Source organism: Streptomyces sp. NRRL S-350 (genome assembly GCF_000719705.1).
In the GTDB taxonomy this organism is placed as follows: domain Bacteria; phylum Actinomycetota; class Actinomycetes; order Streptomycetales; family Streptomycetaceae; genus Kitasatospora.
The window spans coordinates 156,827-178,820 of record NZ_JOHO01000004.1 but is presented as its reverse complement, the minus strand read 5'-3'; the positions used below and the strand labels follow the sequence as shown (position 1 = coordinate 178,820).

Genomic DNA, 21,994 nt, shown 5'->3' with positions numbered 1-21,994 from the left:
CGCAGGAAGTCCGACCGCCGACCAGAGGGAGCAGCCCGTGACGTCGTCCCCGCCCGAGGACAGCGCCGGCGCGGAGCGTGCGGACGCCGGAGCGCTCCCGCTCCCGGACGCCGAGCGGCCGCCCCGGCCGCTGGAGGTCGCCGTCTTCACCGGCCCCGAGTCGGCCTTCTTCGCCACCTCCTCGCTGATCCTCGGCGAGCGGACCGCCATCCTGGTGGACGCCCAGCTCACCCGCAGCGCCGGCCGGGAGCTGGCCGAATGGGTCGCCGGCAAGGGCCGCCGGCTGCTCGCCATCGTGGTCACCCACCAGCACCCGGACCACTACTTCGGTGCCGAGGAGGTGCTGAAGCTGTTCCCCGACGCGCAGCTGCTGGCCGCGCCGGCCGTGGTCGAGGGCATCCGGCGCACCGCCGCCGCCAAGGTCGCGCAGTGGAAGCCGGTGTACGGCGACGACATCCCCGACCACCCCTTGATCCCCGCCGTGCTGCTGCCGCAGCCGCTGATGCTGGACCGCCAGGTGATCCCCGTCCTGCTGCTCGGCCAGGGCGACTGCGGGGACTCGACGGTCGTCCACGTGCCGAGCATCAGGACCGTGATCGCCGGGGACTTCGTCTACAACGGCACCCACGTGTGGACCGCCGACACCACGCCGACCCAGCGCACCACCTGGGGGCACAACCTCGGCCGGATCGCCGACCTCGGGGTGGACCGGGTGATCGCCGGGCACCGGGCCCCCGACCAGGACGACGACACCGCCCGGGTACTCGCCTTCACCGGCGAGTACCTGAAGGACTTCGACCGGCTGCTGGTCGAGCACCCGGACGACGCGGAGGCGCTGGTCACGGCCGTGAACGAGCGGTACGGGGAGCTGACTCTGCCGGCCATCCTGGAACTGGGCGCGGCGGCCAACACCGCCCGGGCGGCGGAGGACGCCGGCTCCGGCGCGGCCGACTCGCGTTCCGACGCTGCTTCCGACGCGGACACGGACGCGGACCTGGACGCCGACGCCGATACCGGCTCGGCGGCCGCGCCCGCAGCCGGGGAGGACCCCGAGGGCGGCGCCCGGTAGGGCGGATACTGGCCGCATGACGCCGTACGACGTGATCGTCCCGGCGGGCGGGGCCGCGCGACGCCTCGGCGGGGCCGACAAACCCGGCCTGACCGTGGGCGGGACGACCCTGCTCGACCGGGTGCTCGCCGCCTGCGCGGACGCCCGCACCACCGTCGTGGTCGGCCCTGCCCGGCCGACCGGGCGCGCAGGCGTCCGCTGGACCAGGGAGCAGCCACCCGGCGGCGGCCCGGTCGCCGCCGTCGCGGCCGGCCTCGACCTGGTCACCGCGGACACCGTGCTGCTGCTCGCCGCCGACCTGCCCTTCCTGGACCGGCGGACGGTCGAACGACTGGTCACCGCCCTCGACGAGGCCGCGGCGCCGGCGGACGCCGCCGTGCTCGTCGACGCCGGCGGGCGCGACCAGCCACTCACCGCCGCGTACCGCACCGCCCCGCTGCGCGCCGCGCTGGCCGCCCTCGGCGACCCGGACGGCCTGCCGCTGCGCCGGCTCGTCGGCGGGCTGACCCGGCTGCGGGTGGCCGACACCGGCGGCGTCGCGTACGACTGCGACACCTGGGAGGACCTGGAGCAGGCCCGGGAACGCGACCGGGGGTGAACCTCACCGCGCCCGGCACCGCCCTGTGAGGGAAACGACGCGCCCCCCACACGGGGGGAACACTCGCGGGAAACCGCCCATCGGGCAGCATGGGCGCATGGAGCGCACGCTGGATGACTGGATCACCGAGGTCAAGGCCGACCTGGGCATCGACCTGGACGTCGACGTCCGAGGTCTGCTCGACCTGGCCCGGGTGGTCGCACACGGAGTGGCCCGGCCGGCCGCGCCGCTGACCGCCTTCCTGATCGGCTACGCGGCCGCCCAGCGGGGCGGCGGCGCGGAGGCCGTCGCCGAGGCCGCCCGGCGGACCGAAGCCCTCGCCGAGCGGTGGGCGCCCCCGGGCGCCGCCGACCGGCCGGGAGAGCAGTGAGCGCGGTCGGGCAGACCACCATGGCCACCCCGTCGACCGGTCCCGGCGTGCAGAGCTGGCCGCGGGCCCGCGAAGCGGCGCGGCGGGCCGGGCTGCGCCCGCTGCCCGCGGTCGCGCTGCCGCTGGCCGAAGCGCTCGGCCACACCCTCGCCGAGCCGCTCGGCGCACTCACCGACCTGCCCGCCTTCGACACCTCCGCGATGGACGGCTGGGCGGTCGCCGGCCCCGGCCCGTGGCGGGTCGCCGGGCAGGTGCTGGCCGGCCCGGGCGAGTCGGCCCCGCTGGCCGACGGCACCGCCGTGGAGATCGCCACCGGTGCCCAACTGCCGCCCGGTGCCACCGCCGTACTGCGCCGCGAGCACGGCCGCACGGACGCCGCCCTGCTGCACGACCGCGGACCGGACCGGCTGACCACCGGGCAGGACGTCCGCCCGCGCGGCCAGGAGTGCCGCCGGAACGAGGAGTTGCTGCCCGCGGGCACCCCGGTCGGGCCGGCCGTGCTCGGCCTGGCTGCCGCCTGCGGGTACGACCGGCTGCTGGTGCGTCGCCGTCCGGTGGTCGAACTGCTCGTCCTCGGCGACGAGTTGCTGGACTCCGGAATCCCGGGGGGCGGCCTCGTCCGGGACGCGCTCGGGCCGCTGCTGCCGCCCTGGCTGCGGTCGTCCGGGGCCGAGGTCACCGAAGTGCGGTACGTCCGAGACGACTTCGGCCTGCTCCGGGACGCGCTGCGGCACTCCACCGCCGACGTCGTGGTCACCACGGGCGGAACGGCCGCCGGGCCGGTCGACTTCCTGCACCGGGCGCTCGCCGAAGCCGGCGCCCGGCTCGTGGTGGACGGCGTCGCCGTCCGGCCAGGGCACCCCATGCTGCTGGCCGAACTCCCCGGCGGGCGCCACCTGGTCGGCCTGCCGGGCAACCCGCTGGCCGCCGTCGCCGGAACCGTCACGCTCGCCCTGCCGCTGCTGCACGCCCGCAGCGGCCGGACGGCCGGCCCGCCCGCCCTCGCGCCCGCCGCGGCGGCGCTGCCCGGGCACCCGGCGGACACCCGGCTGCAGCCCGTCCGACGGACCGCCGCGGGCGTCGTCCCGCTCCCCTTCGACGGTCCCGCGATGCTGCGCGGCCTCGCCCGGGCCGACGCGCTCGCCGTGGTGCCGCCCGGCGGGGCGGCGGCGGGGGAGACGGTCGAGCTGCTGGAGGCGCCGTGAGCGGGCGGACCGGGAAGCGGCCCGCGTCCGGCCGGACCACGGCCGGCCGCGGCGGGGCGCGCGCATGAGCCGACTACGACGCACCCCCGCGCCGGGCACCGAACCCTGGGCGGACGCCGGGATCGTGCTGCCCGCCCGCCGGGCCGCACCCGCCCTCCGGCAGGTCGGCTCGCGGCTGCTGCTGGCCCTCGCCGTCCTGGTCGCCACCACGCTGATCGTCTACCTCGACCGCGACGGCTACAACGACAACGCCGGCGGCGGCCTCAGCTTCCTGGACGCCGCGTACTACGCCACCGTGACGCTCTCCACCACCGGGTACGGGGACATCACGCCGTACAGCGACAGCGCCCGGCTCGGCAACATCCTCGTGATCACCCCGCTGCGCGTGGTGTTCCTGATCATCCTGGTCGGCACCACCCTGGAAGTGCTCACCGAACGGACCCGCCTGCAGTGGCGGTTGAACCGATGGAGGTCCACCCTGCGCGAGCACACCGTCGTCATCGGGTACGGGACGAAGGGCCGCAGCGCCGTCGACACCCTGCTCGGGCAGGGGGTGAAGAAGGAGGAGATCGTCGTCGTCGACCCGCAGCGCAAGGTGATCGACCAGGCCGCGCAGGACGGCCTGGTCGGCGTGGTCGGCGACGCCACCCGCACCGACACGCTGATCCGCGCCGCCCTGCCCGCGGCGGCCAGGGTGGTCGTCGCACCGGAACGGGACGACACCGCCGTCCTGATCACGCTGACGGCACGCCAGCTGAACAAGGCGGCCACCGTGGTCGCCGCCGTCCGGGAGGACGAGAACGCGCCGCTGCTGCGGCAGAGCGGTGCCGACGTCGTGGTGACCAGCTCCAGCTCGGCCGGGCGGCTGCTCGGGCTGTCCATGCTCAGCCCGCACGCCGGTGCGGTGATGGAGGACCTCCTGACGTACGGCAACGGGCTGGACGTGGCGGAGCGGCCGGTGACCCGGGCCGAGGCCGGGCACGGCCCGCGCGAGTGCGAGGACCTGGTGGTCGCCGTGGTCCGGGGCCGACGGGTGCTCAACTACGACGAGCCGGAGGCCGCCGTGCTGCAGCTCACCGACCGGGTGATCGTCATCAGGTCCACCGGGCCCACGTCCGCCGGAGCCAAGTAGACCGGCCGGCGCGGGCCCTGCCCTCGAACCGCCCTGACTCGCAGTAGGTTCGGGACATGCATGCGATGACGATTCCCGTACCCGGCGGCCCCGAGGCACTGGTCTGGGCCGAGGTGCCCGACCCGGTGCCCGGCGAGGGCGAGGTCCTGGTCGAGGTGGCGGCCACCGCCGTCAACCGTGCCGACCTGCTCCAGCGGCAGGGCCACTACAACCCGCCGCCCGGCGCCTCTCCCTACCCGGGGCTGGAATGCGCCGGGCGGATCGTCGAGCTCGGGCCGGGGGTGTCCGGCTGGGCGGTCGGCGACGACGTGTGCGCCCTGCTGGCCGGCGGCGGCTACGCGCAGCGCGTCGCGGTGCCGACCGGGCAGCTGCTGCCCCTGCCCGCGGGGCTGAGCCCGGAGCAGGCCGCGGCGCTGCCGGAGGTCGCCAGCACCGTCTGGTCCAACGTCTTCCTCACCGCGCACCTGCGGCCCGGCGAGACGGTGCTGCTGCACGGCGGCGCGAGCGGCATCGGCACCATGGCGATCCAGCTGGCCAAGGCGGTCGGGGCCCGGGTCGCGGTCACCGCGGGCAGCGCCGAGAAGCTGGCCCGGTGCACCGGGCTCGGCGCGGACATCACGATCGACTACCGGAAGCAGGACTTCGTCGAGGCGCTCAGGGAGGCCACCGACGGGTCCGGGGCGGACGTGATCCTCGACATCATGGGCGCCAAGTACCTGCAGCGGAACGTGGACGCGCTGGCGGTCAACGGGCGGCTGGTGATCATCGGGCTGCAGGGCGGGGTGAAGGGCGAACTCGACCTCAACACGCTGCTGCGCAAGCGGGCGGCGGTGATCGCCACCAACCTGCGCGGGCGGCCCCTCGCCGAGAAGGCGGCGATCGTGGCGGCGGTGCGGGAGCACGTGTGGCCGCTGGTCGAGTCCGGGGTGGTCAAGCCGGTGGTGGACCGGGTGCTGCCGCTGACCGACGCGGGCGAGGCGCACCGGGTGTTGGAGGCCGGGGAGCAGGTCGGGAAGGTCGTGCTGCGGGCCTGACGGGAGGGCGTCCGCGAGGCGGGGACCGGGCGGCGGGGGCCGAGGGACCGGGCGGAGGGGGCCGAGGGACCTGGCGGAGGGCCTGGGAAGGGCCGGGCCGAGGGCCCGAGGGGCGCGGCGGGCGTTGGAAATGCCCCGATTGTCGGATCGTGCGAGGCTGGTCCGGAGCTGTCCCGCCGCCGACCCCGCCCCCGGGCGCGGTCGGCCGTCGGAAGGACTCCGACCGTGGCCGCATCACCGCACGCATTCCTCGGGCCGCTGCCCGAAGCCCCGCACGACCGCCGCAGCCCGCACAGCCGTCGTGGCCGTCACCGCCCGTGCGCATGCCGCGCCCAGCGGCTGGTCGCGGCGGCCGTGCTGGGGCTCGCGCTCCCGCTGGCCGCCGCGACGGCGGCGGTGGCGGTGCCGGGGCCTCCGGCGGGGGTGGTCCCTTCCCCCGCGCCGCCCCCCTCCGCATCCCCGGCCGCGCCGCCGCCTTCGGTGGCCGAGCCGGCTGCCCCACCCAGCGCGCACACGCCTGCGGCCGCGCCGCCACAGCGCCCGGCTCACCGGCCGCACCCGGACGGCGACTTTCCGCGCGCGTTCCGGCACCGCCCGGCGTCGCTGCCGGAGCGCCCCGACGCCACCGTGGAGCAGGCGCCGGACCAGGTGCCCGACCAGGTGCCGGACCAGGTGCCCGACCAGGCACCGGAGCAGGCGCCCGACCAGGCACCGGACCAGGCACCGGACCAAGCGCCCGACCAGGCTGTCGACCAGGCGCCCGACCAGGCCGCGGACCAGGGCGTCGAGGCGGCCCGGCCGGAAGCCGGTCAGGACACCCCGGATCCGGCGGCCCCGGGCGACGCCGTCGCGCCGGACACCGTCACGGCGGCCTCCGGCCAGGACGTCGCCGCCGGCTCCCTGGTCCTCCCCGCCCGCTGGCAGGACGCCTCCACGACCCAGCTGCCGCTGGGTGCCGGCCTGGGGCTGATCGGCTGCGGCCTGGGGCTGGTGGGCCTGCGGCTGCGCAAGCGCTGAGGCGGCGGCGCCGGGCCGGGATGGGGAGGTCCGGTGGGGGTTGCGGGGCCGTTCCGGGTGGGCGATCTGAGTATCCGTACGGATTCCCGGGCGGCGCGCGGGGGCGTACCGTCGTCACGGGTGGCGCAGGCCGGCGGGACGAACGGGGGCTTCCGCCCGACCAACCCCAGTGAGAGAGAATGTTGTTCATGACGAATCCGATGAACGAGCGCTCGTCGCAGGAGCCCTACCAGGCCGGCGGCGGGCAGTCGCAGGACGGCCAGAAGGTGCTGATCGTCGGACCGGACGGGCTGCCCGTGGGCCAGGGGTTCGCCGGCCCGATGGGCGACGCGGACGACGAGGGCGACGTGCCGCGTGAGCTCCCGGTGACCGAGATGGTCGAGCAGCCCGCCAAGGTCATGCGCATCGGCAGCATGATCAAGCAGCTGTTGGAGGAGGTCCGGGCGGCGCCCCTCGACGAGGCGAGCCGGGCCCGGTTGAAGGACATCCACGCGAGTTCGATCAAGGAGCTCGAACTCGGTCTGGCCCCGGAGCTGGTCGCCGAGCTGGAGCGGCTGTCGCTCCCGTTCACCGAGGACACCATCCCGACCGAGGCCGAGCTGCGGATCGCCCAGGCCCAGCTGGTCGGCTGGCTGGAGGGCCTGTTCCACGGCATCCAGACCGCGCTGTTCGCCCAGCAGATGGCGGCGCGGGCCCAGCTGGAGCAGATGCGGCGGGCACTGCCGCCCGGGCTGCAGGGCGGGGACCACGACGAGGACGAGCCGGGCCAGAGCCGGGGCATCCGCTCCGGCCCGTACCTGTAGCCGGTACCCGTCGGCGGGGCGTGCGGTCCGCCGGACCGGACGTACCGCGACCATCCGCCCCGGGCCGTCCCGCCGGGATCCGGCGCCTGCGGCCCGGGTCCAGGATCGGCCCTGGACCGATCACCGTCGGCGCGAGCCGATACCCTGACCCCTGTCGCAGGCCGGTCGAGCCGCCGCGACAGGGGTCCGCCAGGCCAGCGGGCCGGGCCCACCACGCACGGACGAGACCGAACGTCACGGCTGCGGCAGCACGGCCGCGCCGAGGGGGAGCGAAGGACCATGAGCGAGCACGGCAACGCGGCGGTCGAGGGCTTCTCCCTTGGCAACGGCCGCTATGTGCTGCAGCGGCTGCTGGGCGAGGGCGGCATGGCGTCCGTGCACCTGGCCTACGACAGCGTGCTGGACCGGCAGGTCGCGCTGAAGAGCATGCACAGCGAGCTGGGCCGGGACGACTCGTTCAAGGAGCGGTTCCGCCGCGAGGCCCAGGCGGTGGCGCGGCTGGAGCACCCGAACATCGTCACGGTGTACGACAGCGGCGAGGACATCGCCCCGGACGGCTCCAGCACGCCGTACATCGTCATGCAGCTGATCGACGGCAAGGGCCTGCGCGACGCGATCAACGAGGCGATCGGCCAGTACGGCGCGATGCCGGCCGAGGACGCCCTGCGGGTCACCGTCGGCGTGCTGAACGCGCTGGAGGCCTCGCACGACATGGGCCTGGTGCACCGCGACATCAAGCCCGGCAACGTGATGTTCGACCGCAAGGGCAACGTCAAGGTCATGGACTTCGGCATCGCCCGGGCGCTGGAATCCGGCGTCACGTCGATGACCCAGACCGGCATGGTGGTCGGCACCCCGCAGTACCTCTCGCCCGAGCAGGCGCTCGGCAAGCCCGTGGACGCCCGCTCCGACCTCTACTCGGTCGGCGTGATGCTCTTCGAGATGATCACCGGCCAGCTCGTCTTCGACGGCGACTCGGCGTTCTCGATCGCCTACAAGCACGTCCAGGAGGAGCCGCCGGCGCCCTCCACCCTGAACCGCTCGGTCACCCCCGAGGTGGACGCCTTCGTCGCCCAGGCGCTGCGCAAGGACCCGGCGCACCGGTTCCAGAGCGCGGCGGCGATGCGGGACGAGGCGGAGCGACTGATCGAGGCGGCCAAGGGCGGCGGCAGCGGTCACAAGCTCCAGGCCAGCACGCCGCTGGTGATCAACGAGGGACCGCGCGCGGTGCACGCCTCCCCGCCGGCGCCGCAGACCCCGCAGCCCCAGTACCTCCAGCAGGGCGGGCAGCCGCAGTACCGGACCCCGCCGCCGGCCTACCCGACGCCGGGTCCGCAGGCCCCGCACACGCCGCACCCGCAGTACCTGCAGCAGGGCGGGCAGCCGCAGTACCAGACCCCGCCGCCCGCCTTCCAGCCCCCGCGCCCGCAGGGCCCGCACACGCCGCACCCGCAGTACCTCCAGCAAGGGGGGCCCCAGCAGGCGCACACCCCGCCGCCGCGGCCGGCACCGCCGTACCAGCAGCCGAAGGCGTCCGGCGGCGGCTGCTCGACGGCCGTGGTCGTGGTCGGGATCATCGTCGGCGTGCTCGTGCTGGCCGGCATCATCATCGCGATCGTGGTGAACAAGGCGAACGAGAAGACCAAGGGCAAGGTCGGCCACACCGGCAGCGAGCGTCCCGCCAACGTGCTGGTCCTCGACATCCCGGCGGACCGGAACGGCCTGTTCTGAGGCGGTCCGGCCGGTCCGGGCGCACCCCGGGCGTATCACGGGTGCGCCCCGGAAGCGGTAGCGTTCGGGGATACGTAAGCGACAGGGCACCGCGATCCGAGCGAACGCCCGGGGCGAGGAGCGATGGCACAGACGCAGCAGCCGGACGACGACGCGGGTGCCCGAGCGGCCGGACGGACCGGCGGGACGCCGAGGATCCCGGAGCCCGGCAGTGAGGCCGCGACCTCGGCGCTGCCGCCGTTCCTCGGGGCCGGCGGCCCGCAGACCCCGGGCCGGGGCACCGCCGCACCGCTGGGCACCGTCGGCGACGGCCGCTACCGGCTGACCCACCGCCTCGGCCGCGGTGGCATGGCCGAGGTGCTCGCGGCCGAGGACGTGCGGCTGGGCCGCACCGTCGCGGTCAAGCTGCTGCGCGGGGAACTGGCCCAGGACGACGTCGCCCGGCTGCGCTTCACCCGCGAGGCACACGCCGTCGCGGCCCTCAACCACCACTCGATCGTCTCGGTCTACGACACCGGCGAGGAGTACGTCGGGGACGAGTCCACGCCGTACATCGTGATGGAGCTGGTCGAGGGCCGGACCGTCCGCGAGCTGTTGGCGGACGAGGAGGCGCCGCCGGTCGACCAGGCGCTGATCATCATCGCCGGCGTGCTGGAGGCGCTCGCCTACAGCCACCGGCACGGCATCGTCCACCGGGACATCAAGCCCGCCAACGTGATCATCACGAACACCGGCGCGGTCAAGGTGATGGACTTCGGCATCGCCCGGGCGCTGACCGGCGGGGCCACCACGATGACCCAGACCGGCATGGTCATGGGCACCCCGCAGTACCTCTCGCCCGAGCAGGCCCTCGGCAAGCCGGTCGACCACCGCTCCGACCTGTACGCGGCCGGCTGCATGCTGTACGAACTGCTCACGCTGCGCCCGCCCTTCACCGGCGACACCCCGCTCTCGGTGGTCTACCAGCACGTCCAGGACCCGCCGGTGCCGCCCTCGCAGGCCAACCCCCGGGTGCCGGTCGGCCTCGACCCGCTGGTGCTGCGCTCGCTCGCCAAGAACCCGGACGACCGCTTCCAGGACGCCGACGAGTTCCGCGCCCACCTGCAGCACGCGCTGCGCGAGATGCACGGCGCCACCGGGGCGGTCTGGACCGGTGCCGTCGGCGTCCCGGGCGACACCGGCGCGACCCAGGTGCTCCGGCCGGACCAGGCGGCGGCCACCGCCGCCTTCGGCGCGGTCCGCCCGGGCGACCAGACCTCCGTCCTGCCCTACCAGACGGGCGGCCCGTACACCCCCAGCACGTCCCACGGGGCGCCCGGCGGCCCGTACGGCGGCGAGGGCCACGGCGGGGACGGGGACGACGACGGTCGGCGGCGCGGGCCGTGGGCCTGGGTGGCCGGCGGGATCGCGGTGCTGGTCGCGGCCGGGGCCGGGATCGCCTTCGCGCTGAGCGGCGGCGGTGGCGGTGGCGGCGACAAGGACCACGTCCTGCCCCCGACTCCCGCCCCGGTGGTCAGTACGAACGAGACGACTCCGCCGGCCCAGAGCGGCCTGCCCAGCCCGCCGTCGACGGTGACCGGCACCAGGAAGCCCCAGCAGCCGACCGACACCGGCAACAACGGGAACAACACCTGGAACAACGGCAACAACACGTCGCCGTCGCCCAGTCCGGGCAGGCACACGCCGACGCCGACGCCGACGACGAGCCCCACCCACACGCCGACGCCCACGTCGTCGGGGACCGCGACCGGTGGGCCGACCACGCAGCCGTCGCAGACCGCGGGTGGCAGCACGCCCACCAACCAGGTGCCCACCGGCTCGAAGGCGCCGATCACGCCACCGCCGCCGGCGGTCAACTGACGCCGGTCAGTTGGCGAAGGCGTCCAGGACCTGCTCGTACTCCTGGCACCACCACGCCAACTGGCCCGCCGAGGCGGGGAAGAGCGGGTCGGCCCGGTGGTCGCCCCGCTGGTAGCGCCACTGCAGCATCCAGAAGTCGTTCAGCCGCTCCCACCAGACCCGGTGGGCGGCGGCGGCCAGGTGCTCGGCGGTGCCGGCTCCGCACGCCCGGTAGGCCTGTGAGTAGCGGCGCACCCGGACCAGGTCGAGGACGCCGGACACCCGGTCGTTGAAGAGCAGGGTGGCGGCCCGGACGGCCTCCTCGGCGCGCGGCTGCGGGGCGAGCTTGTCCCAGTCCAGGACGGCCGCGACCCGGCCGCCCGCGGGCCCCTGCCCGTACAGCAGGTTGAGGCCGTGGAAGTCGCCGTGGGTCCAGCCGGTGGGCGGGGCGGCCTGCGGGGCGGGGCGGCGGTGGGCGTGTTCGGCGAGCAGTTCCAGCCGTTCCGTGAGCCGTTGCTCGACCAGCGCGTCGAACTCGCCGTACGGGCGGTGCCTGCGGGCGCTGCTCCGCAGGTCGCGGGCGAGCACGGCGCTGTCGACGGGGTCGGCGCTGCGGTAGCCGGCGGGCTGCTCGAAGGGGGCGCAGACGTCGTCGAGCGCGCCGTGCAGGCGGCCGAGCAGCGTGCCCAGCGCGTCGCACTGCGCCGGGTCGAGCTCGGTGCCGTGCCGGTGCCGGCCGTCGGTCCAGGGGAACAGCGCGAACATCCGCCCGCCCCGGGAGGCCACCGTGCCGGAGCGTTCGGCGCAGGCCAGCGGGGGCGCGACGGGCAGTCCGAGGGTGTTCAGCGCGGACATGGCGCGGTGGTGGGCGAGGATCTTCGGACGGCTGGCGGTGGCGGTGTCGACGTAGCACTTCAGGAAGTACCGGCCGGCCTCGGTGGTGACCCGGTACCCCCGGTTGAGCAGGCCTTCGGCGACCGGTTCGGCGGCCAGCAGGCGCCCCACCCGGTAGCGGGCCAGGACCTCGGCGAGCGCGCCCAGCGGGACGGGTGGACTGAGTGTCCCCATCGGTGGTGCGGAGAGGTCGGGGCGGGCCGGGGCGCAGGCGAGGGTCTGGCTGAAAGTCACAGCCCGAGGGTATGGCCACCCCGCGGGGGCCCTTGACAAACAGTCAGGTGTGTGCAAGAAGCCGGTCAGTAGTGGTGGTCGGCCTGGTGCCGCGCCACGAAGGCGGCCGCCTGGGTGCGGCGCTCCATGCCCATCTTCGCGAGCAGACTGGAGACGTAGTTCTTCACCGTCTTCTCGGCCAGGTGCAACTCGTTGCCGATCTGGCGGTTCGTCATCCCCTCGCCGATCAGGTCGAGGATCCGCCGCTCCTGCTTGGTGAGTTGGGCCAGCCGTTCGTCCTCCTTCTCGCCGCCGTCGCGCAGCCGGGCGAGCACCCGGCTGGTGGCGACCGGATCGAGCAGCGAGCGGCCGGCCGCGACGTCCCGGACGGCGGTGATCAGGTCGGTGCCGCGGATCGCCTTCAGGACGTAGCCGGAGGCGCCCGCCATGATCGAGTCGAACAGCGCCTCGTCGTCCGAGAAGGAGGTCAGCATCAGGCACTTGACCTCCGGCAGCCGGGAGCGGATCTCGCGGCAGACCTCCACGCCGTTGCCGTCCGGCAGCCGGACGTCGAGCACCGCCACGTCCGGATGGACCGCCGGGATCCGGGTGAGCGCGTCGGTGGCCGTGCCGGCCTCGCCGACCACCTCGATGTCGTCCTCGACCGAGAGCAGGTCGTGCACGCCCCGCCGGACGACCTCGTGGTCATCGAGCAGGAACACCCTGATTCGTCCGTTGTCAGCCACGACCAAAGCCTCCCATACCACCGCAGGAAAGACCTATCGCCCGCATCGCCGTAAAGGCGCTATCCGGCCGGAGCACGCCTAAACCGATACCGGGAACCCCCTTACGTACGGGCGTCCGCCCGGATAACGTGCGCTGGTGTCCTGAAGGCGCTCGAATTGAGAGCTGCGTCACGTCGCCCGTCACCCCCACCCTTCCGACGGCGAGCCGGACGCGGCACCCTCGGGGTTGTAGGCCCTGAACAAGTAGGACGTCCTAGCGCAAGCGCGCCAAGGGCGGACGCTGGGTAACGTTCTCGTGAGGGACGCCGTCGGAACAGGATCACCACCTGCCCCGCAGTGGGTGCGCACACCCACGCGCGCCCCGCGAGGCGGTGACCGGACCGGTCACCGGCGACCCCGGGCGGCCGGACAGACCGAGGAGTGAACGTGACCGTCAAAAGCACGGCGAGGGCTCGCAAGAAGGCGGCCCCCGCTGTCCCTGACACCCTCCGCGCCACGGGTACGGACGCCCAGCCGGAGCTCGTCCAACTGCTCACGCCGGAAGGCGAGCGGGTCGAGCACCCGGACTACCCCCTCACCACCACTCCGGAGGAGCTGCGCTCCCTCTACCGCGACCTGGTGCTGGTGCGCCGGTTCGACGGCGAGGCCACCGCGCTGCAGCGCCAGGGCGAGCTGGGACTGTGGGCCTCGCTGCTCGGCCAGGAGGCCGCGCAGGTCGGCTCCGGCCGCGCCATGCGCACCGGCGACTACGCCTTCCCCACCTACCGCGAGCACGGCGTGGCCTGGTGCCGCGACGTCGACCCGCTGAACCTGCTCGGCATGTTCCGCGGCGTGAACCACGGCGGTTGGGACCCGAACGAGAAGAACTTCCACCTGTACACCATCGTGATCGGCGCGCAGACCCTGCACGCCACCGGCTACGCGATGGGCATCAGCAAGGACGGCGCCGACGACGCGGTCATCGCGTACTTCGGTGACGGCGCCTCCAGCCAGGGCGACGTCAACGAGGCCTTCACCTTCGCCTCGGTCTACAACGCGCCGGTCGTGTTCTTCTGCCAGAACAACCAGTGGGCGATCTCCGAGCCCACCACCACCCAGACCAAGATCCCGCTGTACCGCCGCGCCTCCGGCTTCGGCTTCCCCGGCGTACGGGTCGACGGCAACGACGTGCTGGCCTGCCTCGCGGTCACCCGCTGGGCGCTCGACCACGCCCGCAGCGGCAACGGCCCGGTGCTGATCGAGGCGTTCACCTACCGGATGGGCGCCCACACCACCTCCGACGACCCCACCCGCTACCGGCACGCCGAGGAGACCGAGGCCTGGAAGGCCAAGGACCCGATCACCCGGCTCCGCGCCCACCTGGAGAAGGAGGGCCTGGCCGACGAGGAGTTCTTCGCCGCCGTCGAGGCCGAGAGCGAGAAGCTGGGGCTGCGGGTGCGCGAGGGCGTGCGCGGCATGCCGGACCCGGACCCGACCCTGATCTTCGACCACGTGTACAGCGAGCCGCACGCACTGGTCGATGAGGAACGGGCCGAGTACGTCGAGTACGCGGCCTCCTTCGAGGCGGGGGAGAACCACTGATGACCGGTCAGCTGAGCATCGCCAAGGCGCTGAACGGGGCGCTGCGCAAGTCGCTGGAGAACGACCCGAAGACCCTCCTGATGGGTGAGGACATCGGCAAGCTCGGCGGCGTCTTCCGGATCACCGACGGCCTGCAGAAGGACTTCGGCGAGGGCCGGGTGATCGACTCCCCGCTCGCCGAGTCCGGCATCGTCGGCACCGCGATCGGCCTGGCGCTGCGCGGCTACCGCCCGGTGGTGGAGATCCAGTTCGACGGCTTCGTCTACCCGGCCTTCGACCAGATCGTCTCCCAGCTGGCGAAGATGCACGCCCGTGCGCTGGGGCACGTGAAGATGCCGGTCACCATCCGCATCCCGTACGCGGGCGGCATCGGGGCGGTCGAGCACCACAGCGAGTCGCACGAGGCGTACTTCGCGCACACCGCCGGCCTGCGCGTGGTCAGCCCGTCCAGCGCGCACGACGCGCACTGGATGCTGCGGCAGGCGATCGAGTCCGACGACCCGGTCATCTTCCTGGAGCCCAAGCGCCGTTACTGGGACAAGGGCGAGGTCGGCGACGCCGCCGACCTCGGCCTGTACGACGCCCGGATCGTCCGGCCGGGCACCGACGCGACGCTGATCGCATACGGCCCGATGGTCAAGGTCTGCCTGGAGGCCGCCGCGGCCGCCGAGGAGGACGGCCGCCGGCTGGAGGTCATCGACCTGCGCTCGCTCTCCCCGGTGGACTTCGCCACCCTGGAGGAGTCGGTCAAGCGCACCGGGCGGGCCGTCGTGGTCCACGAGGCACCGGTCTTCCTGGGCATGGGCGCCGAGCTGGCCGCCCGGCTCACCGAGAAGTGCTTCTACCACCTGGAGGCGCCCGTCCTGCGGGTCGGCGGCTACCACGCGCCGTACCCGCCGTCCCGGGTCGAGGAAGCATTCCTGCCCGACCTGGACCGCGTGCTCGACGCCGTCGACCGCGCGCTCGCGTACTGATCTCCGGGAGCGAAGATGACCACCGAAGTTCGCTCGCTCCGCGAGTTCAAGATGCCCGATGTGGGCGAGGGCCTCACCGAGGCCGAGATCCTCAGCTGGTACGTCAAGCCCGGTGACACCGTCACCGACGGGCAGGTCGTCTGCGAGGTGGAGACCGCCAAGGCGGCGGTGGAGCTGCCCATCCCGTTCAACGGGGTGGTCGAGCAGCTGCACTTCCCCGAGGGCGCGACGGTCGACGTCGGCACCGTGATCATCTCCATCGCGGTCGCCGGGGAGGCGGGGGCCGCGGCTCCGGCCGCCCCCGTCGCGGCCCCGGCACCGGCGCCGGCCTCGGCGTCGGCTCCGGCGGAGGAACCCGAGCCGGAGCGCCGCGCGGTGCTGGTCGGGTACGGCCCGCGCACCGGCGGCACCCAGCGCCGGGCGCGCCGGACCACCACCACGGTCGCCGCGACCAAGCCGGCTCCGGCCGCGCCCGCCCCGGCGGCTCCGGCCGCTGCCGCGCCGGTGGCCGAAGCGCCCGCCGGCGAGCGGCCGTTGGCCAAGCCGCCGGTGCGCAAGCTGGCCAAGGACCTGGGCGTCGACCTGCGCGAGGTGACCCCGACCGGCCTGGACGGTGTGATCACCCGCGAGGACGTGCACGGGCATGCCGCCGCCCAGGCTGCTCCGGCGGCCGAGGCCGCTCCGACCGTCGCGGCCTCCGCGGCTGTCGAGGCCGTCGCGGTGCCGGCGCCCGTCTCCACCGCGGGCGACGTCCGGGTGCCGATCAAGGGCGTCCGGAAGGCGACCGCGCAGGCGATGGTGGCCTCGGCCTTCACCGCTCCGCACGTCACCGAGTTCGTCCAGGTCGACGTGACCCGCACGATGAAGTTCGTCCGCCGGCTCAAGGAGAGCGGCGAACTGGGCCGGGACGTCCGGGTCAGCCCGCTGCTGATCGTCGCCAAGGCGCTGCTCACCGCGATCAAGCGGCACCCCGAGATCAACGCGCAGTGGGACGAGGCGGCCCAGGAGATCGTCGTCAAGGGCCAGGTGAACCTCGGCATCGCCGCGGCCACCCCGCGCGGCCTGATCGTCCCGAACATCAAGGACGCCGGGTCCAAGACCCTGACGGGTCTGGCCACTTCGCTCGGCGAGCTGGTCGAGACCGCCCGTCAGGGCAAGACCTCGCCGGCCGACATGCAGGGCGGGACGGTCACCATCACCAACGTCGGCGTCTTCGGCGTCGACACCGGCACCCCGATCCTCAACCCGGGCGAGGCCGCCATCCTGGCCTTCGGCGCGGTCCGGGACATGCCGTGGGTGCACAAGGGCAAGGTGGTCCCGCGCCAGGTGACCACGCTGGCGCTCTCCTTCGACCACCGCCTGGTGGACGGGGAGTTGGGCTCCAAGGTGCTGGCCGACGTGGCCGCCCTGCTGGAGCGCCCGAAGCGCCTGATCACCTGGGGCTGACGGCTCACCGGAGTCGACGGAAGGGGCCCTGCTCCGCACCACCGTGCGGAGCAGGGCCCCTTCGTCGACTCCGCCGGGGCTGCGGACGGGTCGAGGAATTCTCCCGGGAGTCTTCGGCCGGGCTCCGGGATACTGCCGGGATGACGGATGAGCTGACAGTCCGACCGCAGAAGGCGGCGGTCGAGGCCGGGGAACGCCGGTCGCTGCGGCGGGACGCCTCGGGGCCGGCGCTGCTGGCCGGGCTGGTGTGCGTCGCGGTGTCGTTCTCGGGACCGCTGGTGGTGGTGCTCGCGGCGGCCGCGGCCGGACGGCTGGACGCGGCGCACACCGCCTCCTGGATCTGGGCGGTGGCCGTCGGCAGCGGGGTGAGCGGCTTCGCGCTGAGCTGGTGGACCAGGACGCCGGTGATCACCGCGTGGTCCACCCCGGGAGCCGCGCTCCTGGTCACCAGCCTGGGCGACTACCCGTACCGGGACGCGATCGGCGCGTTCCTGGTCAGCGGGGCGGTGGTGACGCTGTTCGGGGTGACCGGCTGGTTCGGCCGGCTGATCGCGGCGGTGCCGGCGGGCATCGTGAACGCGATGCTGGCGGGCATCCTGTTCTCCTTCGGCGCCGGGATCTTCGGCGCCGTGCACGGCGCACCGGTGCTGGTGGTGGGCAGCTTCGCCGCCTTCCTGCTGGCCAAGCGCCTCGCGCCGCGGTACGCCGTACCGGTCGCCCTGGCGGTCGGCGGGGTCCTGGCCGCGCTCACCGTCGGACTCCCGCTGACCCTGGGCTCGGGCGGGCCGACCGTGCCGGTGCCGACGGTGCCGTCGTTCTCCTGGTCGGCCCTGGTGGGGCTGGCGCTGCCGCTCACGATCGTCGTGCTGGCCTCGCAGAACGCGCCGGGCCTCGGGGTGATGCGGGCCTTCGGCTACCGGGCGGACGACCGGCTGCTGATCGGCACGACCGGTGCGGTGTCGATGCTGATGGCGCCGTTCGGCTCACCCGGGGTGAACCTGGCGGCGATCACGGCGGCGATCTGCTCGGGCCCGGAGGCCCACCCCGACCCGCGCCGCCGGTACGTCGCGGGGATGTCCTCGGGCGTGCTCTACGTGGTGGTGGGCAGCTTCGGCGGGGTGCTCGTGAGCCTGTTCACCGGGCTGCCGAAGGCGCTGATCGCGGTGATCGCCGGGGTCGCGCTGCTCGCCTCGCTGCAGGGCAGCCTGGCGGCGGCGGTCGCCGAGGAGCGCGGGCGGGACGCGGCGGTGGTGACCTTCCTGGCGAGCGCCTCGGGGATGAGCCTGTTCGGCATCGGCTCGGCCTTCTGGGGCCTGCTCTTCGGGCTGGGCACCCATCTCGTGCTGGACTTCCGGAAGCGGTGAGTGGGGTGGCGAGAAGCGGTGAGCGGGGTGGCGGGGGAGGTGGTGGGGCAGCGGTGTGGAAGCGAGTGGTTGGTATGACCCGTATGACAGGGAGGGTTTGGATCGTTCGGCCAGGTCGGTGACATTTGCGTCCGCCGGTGGGGGCGACACGCCGGTCCGGGTACGTCTCCGCTCCACCACCCGGGCGACGCCGGGTGACCGGAACCCCGAGGACGCACCCGTATGCCGCCTGGCAACCCTGGCCGTCTCGTTCGGAGTCTGGCCGCGCTCGTGCTGGTGTCCACCGCCGTACTCCCCGCCACCCTGGAGCTGATCGGCCCCTCGCCGTTCGGCGTGATCGGGCCGGGGGCCCCGGCCGACCGTGCGGTGCCGCCGCACACCGCGATCCGCGCCGACCAGCGGATACCCGTGGCCGCCCCCACCGTCGACATACGTCGCACCGGGGACCCGGCCAACCGGATCACCCTGGTCCTGCTCGGCGACGGCTACACGGCCGGCGAGCAGGAGCAGTTCCGCAAGCAGGCCGACAAGGCCTGGCACGCGCTGATGGACATCGAGCCCTTCCGCACCTACCAGGGCTTCTTCAACATAAGGCGGGTCGAAGTGGTCTCCCCGGTCTCCGGGATAGCCGAGACCGAGAGCCGCGGCCGCAACCCGGCCACCCCGCTCGGCATGCACTTCTGGTGCGAGGGCACCGCCCGGCTGCTCTGCGCCGACGAAGCCGCCACCGCCCGCTACGCGGGGGACGGCGCCGGGCCGCAGTACCTGATCGCGCTGGCCAACTCCACGGAGTACGGCGGCGCCGGCGGCACCGGGGTGACCACCCTGGCGGGCGGCAGCCCCGACGCCGGGCGGATCATCCAGCACGAGATCGGGCACACCGTGGGCGACCTCGGCGACGAGTACGACAGCGCCCCGGACGACGCCGACTACCCCAACCTCTCCACCCTCAACGCCGACGACATGCGCAAGAAGCAGACCAAGTGGTGGCGCTGGCTGGGCGCCGAGTCCCCGGACGGCGCCGGGACGGTCGGCGCGTACCGCAGCGCCAACGGCCTCTACCGGCCCACCCAGGACTCCGTCATGCGCACCCTGGGCAGCGCGTACAACCTCCCCTCGCGCGAGGCGATCGTCAAGGAGCTGTACCGCAAGGTCCGCCCCACCGACGCCCCGCTGCCCGCGCCCGGTGAGGTGACCGGACGGCCCCGGCTCGACGTCCGCCCGCTGCCGCTGAACGGCCCGCGACAGCTGAAGGTGGAGTGGAAGGTGGACGGCGTCCCGGTGACGCCGCAGTCCGCCGACGGCTCCTGGCTGGACACTGCGGGGCTGAACCTGGCCCCGGGCCGGACGGCCACCGTGACGGCGACCGTCCGGGACACCACCGACTGGGTGCGGGACGAGGCGTTCCGGGACCGCTGGATGACCCGGTCGGTGTCCTGGACGCTGACCGGCTGACGCGGGGAAGGCGGGGGAGGTCGGGAAGGCGGAGGGGAGCGCACCGGCGGATCCGCGGGGCCGCCGGGGCGCGCGTTCGCGCCCGGAGGACCGAACCCCACCTGGGCGTCCCATCATGGGATGACTAATCTGGTCGCACTATGACCGTGGAGCCCGCCCGTTCAGCCGCGCCCCCGTCCGCTTCCGCTCCCCGCCCCGCCGCCGGGGCCCAGGCCGTCCCCGAGGCAGTCGCGGCGGGCGTCCCCGCGGGCGTCCCCGCGGCCGTTCTCGCGCCCGTCCCCGTCCCCGTCCCCGCCCTCGCGCCCGCGCCGCCCGGTGGCCGCGCGGCCTGGCTGGCCTGGTCCGTCGGCGTCAGCGTCTACGTCCTGGCCGTCGTCCACCGCACCAGCCTCGGCGTGGCCGGACTGGACGCCGCGGACCGCTTCGGCATCGGCGCCTCGGCGCTCTCCACCTTCTCGATCCTCCAGGTGCTGGTCTACGCGGCCATGCAGATACCGGTCGGCCTGCTGGTCGACCGCTTCGGGCCGCGCCGGGTCCTGCTGCTCGGCGTGGTGCTGCTCAGCGCCGGCCAGCTGGCCTTCGCCTTCAGTTCCTCCTTCGCCCCCGCGCTGGCCTCCCGGGCGGTGCTCGGCTGCGGTGACGCGATGACCTTCATCAGCGTGCTGCGGATCGCCGCCCGCTGGTTTCCGGCCGCCCGGAACCCCTTCGTGGCCCAGCTGACCGGCCTCGCCGGGATGGGCGGCAACCTGGTCACCACCGTGGTGCTGGCCCAGGCGCTGCACAACGAGGGCTGGACGCCCACCTTCGCCGCGATCGCGCTGCTCGGCGTGGCGGTGTTCGCGCTGGTCGCCCTGTTCCTGAAGGAGGGCCCGGTCGCGGCCGTACGACCGGTGGAGCACCCGCCGGTGCCCAGGCCGAAGGTGAGCCGGCAGGTGCTCGCCTGCTGGCAGGAGCCGGGCACCCGACTGGGCCTGTGGGTGCACTTCACGACCCAGTTCCCCGGCAACGCCTTCGGCCTGCTCTGGGGCCTGCCCTACCTGGTCGAGGCGCAGGGCATGTCCCGGGCCGGTGCGGGCGGCCTGCTGACCTTGCTGGTGCTCAGCAACATGAGCTTCGGGTTCCTGTTCGGCCGGCTGCTCTCCCGCACCGCCCGGGCCCGGATGCCGATCGTGCTCACCGCCATCGCGGCCACCGCGCTCGGCTGGGCGCTGGTGCTGGCGTGGCCCGGCGGGCACCCGCCCACCTGGCTGCTGGTCGGGATCATCCTGGTGATGGGCAGCAACGGCCCGGCCTCGCTGGTCGGCCTGGACTACGCGCGCTCCCACAACCCGGCGCAACGCCTCGGCACCGCCTCCGGGATCGTCAACATGGGCGGCTTCATCGGCACGATGATCACGCTGTTCGGCATCGGCGTGCTGCTGGACGCACTCACCCCGGAAGGCACCGACGGTTACCCGGCCGATGCCTTCCGCTGGGCGTTCTGCTGGCAGTACGTCCCGCTGGCGATCGGGACGCTGATGATCCTCCGGCTGCGGCGGAAGGTCCATGTGCAGCGTCTCCGACCTGCGGAAACGTGATCGACCGCCCTTCGGCCAGGGTCAACCAGGTCAACCAGGTCAACCAGGGTCGGACAGGGGCACCGGCTACCGGCCGGGTCGGGGCCCGTACGCGCGCAGCAGTTCGGCGAACTGCGGGGCGGTGCCGTAGATGCGGCCGATGAGGCCGGCGTTCACCTGCGCGTACATGAGCCCGTGGTCCGTGGCGGGTTCGGTGGCGGGCTCGGACTGTGCCTCGCTCCTCAGGCGGATCAGGTCCACCAGCTTCAGCTTCGGGCAGCCCGGGACGATCCGGCTGCCCCGGATACCGACCCGTTCCACGCCAGGGCAGGCGAAGTACGCACCGAACGGCGGCCCGCTGTCCTCCTCCCTGTTCGGCAGGTGGAGCACCATCTCCCCGTGTCGGCAGTGGACCGTCCCGTCCGAGTGGACGGTCAGGCCGGGCCAGTCCTCGTGGTCGATCTCCGCGACGATCTGCACCTGCTGCCCGATCGCCTCGGACAGGGTCTCCGCCATCCGCCGCTGCTGGGCCGGGATGTCGGTGTCCCCCCGGCGGACAGAGGGGAGGAGGCTGCCCGTGACCCACTGCTGGAAGGGCCGGGCATTGGGCTTGTCCGACCTCATGACGAGGCGGTAGAGCCCCCGCCTCGTTGACGAGGTTCAGGCGTGGGTTTCCGCGTACGAGTCCATTCCCACCTGCGGAAACGCGGTATGCCTGAGTTGGACTCAGGCATACCGAGCGCATGTCGATGGTGCGGGTGTCGTTGGGGTCGACCATCCTGCTGGCCCAGGTCGGGCTGCCGCGGTCGAGTACGGCACAGACGTCCTTGGTGACGAACCACGGTTCCCCGTCGATCATCACGACCCTGATCGGCTGCCCCGTGACCGGGAAGCTGGACCGCACCAGGACCATCCGTTCCTGCTGTTCCTGCTGTTCCTGCTGTTCCTGTTCGTCGTCCATCGGGAC

The 21,994-nt window shown here is 74.0% G+C and carries 16 protein-coding genes and 2 pseudogenes; 15 read left to right on the top strand and 3 right to left on the bottom strand.

Annotated features, from left to right (window positions below; genetic code table 11):
- Window positions 1-37 precede the first annotated feature (37 nt).
- The 9 genes and pseudogenes from IF30_RS0106205 to IF30_RS0106160 all read left to right on the top strand — a co-directional run bounded on the left by IF30_RS0106205 (window position 38) and on the right by IF30_RS0106160 (window position 10,819).
- Window positions 38-1,069 carry an MBL fold metallo-hydrolase gene (locus tag IF30_RS0106205; protein WP_051709323.1) on the top strand — a complete coding sequence of 344 codons (1,032 nt, stop codon included), beginning with the start codon at window positions 38-40 and terminating at the stop codon, window positions 1,067-1,069.
- A 16-nt stretch (window positions 1,070-1,085) separates the two neighbouring features.
- Window positions 1,086-2,037: pseudogene (locus tag IF30_RS44495) on the top strand (NTP transferase domain-containing protein).
- A 20-nt stretch (window positions 2,038-2,057) separates the two neighbouring features.
- Window positions 2,058-3,242 carry a molybdopterin molybdotransferase MoeA gene (locus tag IF30_RS0106190; RefSeq protein WP_030233059.1) on the top strand — a complete coding sequence of 395 codons (1,185 nt, stop codon included), beginning with the start codon at window positions 2,058-2,060 and terminating at the stop codon, window positions 3,240-3,242.
- Between the two features lie 64 nt (window positions 3,243-3,306).
- Window positions 3,307-4,374, top strand: a complete 1,068-nt coding sequence (locus tag IF30_RS0106185) for a potassium channel family protein (RefSeq protein WP_078891166.1) — start codon at window positions 3,307-3,309, stop codon at window positions 4,372-4,374.
- Between the two features lie 56 nt (window positions 4,375-4,430).
- Window positions 4,431-5,408, top strand: a complete 978-nt coding sequence (locus IF30_RS0106180; protein WP_030233053.1) for an NAD(P)H-quinone oxidoreductase — start codon at window positions 4,431-4,433, stop codon at window positions 5,406-5,408.
- Between the two features lie 225 nt (window positions 5,409-5,633).
- Window positions 5,634-6,425 carry a hypothetical protein gene (locus tag IF30_RS47540; RefSeq protein WP_158834793.1) on the top strand — a complete coding sequence of 264 codons (792 nt, stop codon included), beginning with the start codon at window positions 5,634-5,636 and terminating at the stop codon, window positions 6,423-6,425.
- A 188-nt stretch (window positions 6,426-6,613) separates the two neighbouring features.
- Window positions 6,614-7,228: a bacterial proteasome activator family protein gene (locus IF30_RS0106170; protein WP_030233048.1), complete on the top strand. Its 615-nt coding sequence runs from the start codon at window positions 6,614-6,616 to the stop codon at window positions 7,226-7,228.
- A 279-nt stretch (window positions 7,229-7,507) separates the two neighbouring features.
- A complete protein-coding gene (locus tag IF30_RS0106165) occupies window positions 7,508-8,959 on the top strand; it encodes a protein kinase domain-containing protein (protein WP_063752505.1) in 1,452 nt (483 codons plus the stop codon).
- Between the two features lie 123 nt (window positions 8,960-9,082).
- Window positions 9,083-10,819 (top strand): protein kinase domain-containing protein, encoded by a 1,737-nt coding sequence (locus IF30_RS0106160; RefSeq protein ID WP_063752503.1) that lies wholly within the window; start codon window positions 9,083-9,085, stop codon window positions 10,817-10,819.
- A 6-nt stretch (window positions 10,820-10,825) separates the two neighbouring features.
- Here the strand turns inward: IF30_RS0106160 and IF30_RS0106155 are convergent, their stop codons facing one another.
- The gene (locus IF30_RS0106155) at window positions 10,826-11,926 is read right to left on the bottom strand and encodes a phosphotransferase (protein ID WP_234322600.1); all 1,101 of its coding nucleotides are present in this window, start codon (window positions 11,924-11,926) and stop codon (window positions 10,826-10,828) included.
- A gap of 65 nt (window positions 11,927-11,991) precedes the next feature.
- The gene (locus IF30_RS0106150; protein ID WP_030233037.1) at window positions 11,992-12,651 is read right to left on the bottom strand and encodes a response regulator; all 660 of its coding nucleotides are present in this window, start codon (window positions 12,649-12,651) and stop codon (window positions 11,992-11,994) included.
- Between the two features lie 426 nt (window positions 12,652-13,077).
- Between IF30_RS0106150 and pdhA the strand changes: the two genes are divergently transcribed.
- The 6 genes from pdhA (at window position 13,078) to IF30_RS0106120 (ending at window position 21,048) form a co-directional block, all read left to right on the top strand.
- The gene (gene pdhA, locus IF30_RS0106145; protein ID WP_030233035.1) at window positions 13,078-14,232 is read left to right on the top strand and encodes a pyruvate dehydrogenase (acetyl-transferring) E1 component subunit alpha; all 1,155 of its coding nucleotides are present in this window, start codon (window positions 13,078-13,080) and stop codon (window positions 14,230-14,232) included.
- Window positions 14,232-15,206, top strand: coding sequence for an alpha-ketoacid dehydrogenase subunit beta (locus IF30_RS0106140; RefSeq protein WP_030233033.1), 975 nt, complete (start codon window positions 14,232-14,234; stop codon window positions 15,204-15,206). The genes pdhA and IF30_RS0106140 overlap by 1 nt, the downstream gene beginning before the upstream one ends.
- A gap of 15 nt (window positions 15,207-15,221) precedes the next feature.
- Entirely contained in the window at window positions 15,222-16,652 is a 1,431-nt protein-coding gene (locus IF30_RS0106135) for a dihydrolipoamide acetyltransferase family protein (RefSeq protein WP_030233031.1), read from the top strand.
- Window positions 16,653-16,792: 140 nt separating this feature from the next.
- The gene (locus IF30_RS0106130) at window positions 16,793-18,016 is read left to right on the top strand and encodes a benzoate/H(+) symporter BenE family transporter (protein ID WP_030233029.1); all 1,224 of its coding nucleotides are present in this window, start codon (window positions 16,793-16,795) and stop codon (window positions 18,014-18,016) included.
- 276 nt (window positions 18,017-18,292) lie between these two features.
- Complete coding sequence (locus IF30_RS0106125) at window positions 18,293-19,471, top strand: M64 family metallopeptidase (RefSeq protein WP_158834790.1); 1,179 nt, start codon at window positions 18,293-18,295, stop codon at window positions 19,469-19,471.
- A gap of 140 nt (window positions 19,472-19,611) precedes the next feature.
- On the top strand, window positions 19,612-21,048 hold the full coding sequence (locus IF30_RS0106120; protein ID WP_030233026.1) for an MFS transporter: 1,437 nt from the start codon (window positions 19,612-19,614) through the stop codon (window positions 21,046-21,048).
- Window positions 21,049-21,114: 66 nt separating this feature from the next.
- Here the strand turns inward: IF30_RS0106120 and IF30_RS0106115 are convergent.
- A pseudogene (locus IF30_RS0106115) lies at window positions 21,115-21,666 on the bottom strand (BRO family protein); the annotation flags it as partial.
- Window positions 21,667-21,994 lie beyond the last annotated feature (328 nt).